Consider the following 1,440-nt stretch of genomic DNA (forward strand, 5'->3'; position numbering starts at 1 on the left):
CTTCGACTGGCCATGGCCATCTCAAACGGTGCGCGCTTGCAGCAAAAAAGCTGCGCGCACCGTTTGAGGTGGCTCCAACTCTTCCTTCCGTAGGTGCTATGGTTCATGCTTCATTGCGAAAAACACCGCGTCTCTGCTCCGGGATATCGGTATGGAACAGTGCAGAACACCAGTGCGCAGCCCGCAGTCAAATGGAATGGCTGAGGCTTTCGTCAAAACATTCAAGCGCGATTATGTCCGGATCAACCCGACGCCGGACGCCGAAACCGTCATGGCTCAACTGCCATTATGGTTCGAGCACTATAACAATCTTCACCCGCACAAGGCTTTAGGATATCAATCTCCACGAGAGTTCCTGAGCCGAAATGCTCAATCCTGAAAATGTCCGGTTTTTAAGGGGCAACTCCAAGGGCGATATGCAAGCAAGAAGCTCAATAATTGCCTACATTATTAAATCCTATATGATGAAATAGATAAGTAAATATCATTAATTACAAAAAAGCCGCCTCAAAAGGCGGCTTTTCAGGGGTATCGCTATCACCATTAGAACTTGTAGTTCAAACCAACGCGCACGGTGTGGAACTTAACCTTATTGTCAAGGCTGAAGCTTGAACCTTCACCGTCATTGTAGCTAATCAAGTTGCGCTTGCCGAGATCGGTGTAGAGATATTCAGACTTGATTGTCCAGTTGTCCGTGAATGCGTATTCCGCACCGGCACCGACTGTCCAACCCGCCTTCGTTTTCGAAGAAGAAATGCCGCCGCCTTCACCGTCAAAATCGTAATCAGCATACGACTTCACTTTACCATATGCGAGACCACCGGTACCGTAAACAAGAAGACGTTCGGTAGCGGTGTAACCAAGACGAGCACGAACTGTACCGAACCACTCAACCTTCGTTCCCGCTTTACCGGAGATTCCCTCGAAACCGTCATTAGCGTTGAATTTCACTTCACCCTTAATGTTCGAGCCCTGGAAGTCGGCTTCTGCACCCAGTACAAAACCGTTATCAAACTGATAGTTGTACCCCGCCTGAACACCACCGACAAAACCACTCGAGGTAACATCAAGTGAACCATTTGCGGCAAATTCCTCGTCGAAGCCAAACTCAAATGGATGCTTAAACTTACCGCCAGCATAGCCAGCGTTGATACCAATGTAACCGCCAGTCCACGAGAATGTATCTGGAACGATTACGGCAACTGGTTCTTCGATGATAGCGTCAGCTGCGTAGGCAGATGTGGTGGCCAGCGCCAGCGCAATAGATGTCAAAACAATTTTCACTTATAGCTCCCAAGCTTTACAGATCAAATAATGTTTACCAGAAACGCCACAGCCGGTATGAGAGCGGCGGTGCAAAATTAGTCCACGGAAGTGGCGGGATAATCCCGCTTCGGCGGAGTAAAACTCGGCCACCTATTTTCCTTCTGCAACGAGTGC

The 1,440-nt window shown here is 48.9% G+C and carries 1 protein-coding gene and 1 pseudogene; one reads left to right on the forward strand and one right to left on the reverse strand.

Annotated elements, in window-relative coordinates; genetic code table 11:
- Positions 1–100 precede the first annotated feature (100 nt).
- Positions 101–379, forward strand: a pseudogene (locus tag VBH83_RS19285) (integrase core domain-containing protein); the annotation flags it as partial.
- Positions 380–543: 164 nt separating this feature from the next.
- Here the strand turns inward: VBH83_RS19285 and VBH83_RS19290 are convergent.
- A complete protein-coding gene (locus VBH83_RS19290; protein WP_396999090.1) occupies positions 544–1,284 on the reverse strand; it encodes an outer membrane protein in 741 nt (246 codons plus the stop codon).
- Positions 1,285–1,440: the final 156 nt, after the last annotated feature.

It is taken from the genome of Ochrobactrum sp. S1502_03 (genome assembly GCF_044435015.1).
Lineage (GTDB): Bacteria > Pseudomonadota > Alphaproteobacteria > Rhizobiales > Rhizobiaceae > Brucella > Brucella chromiisoli.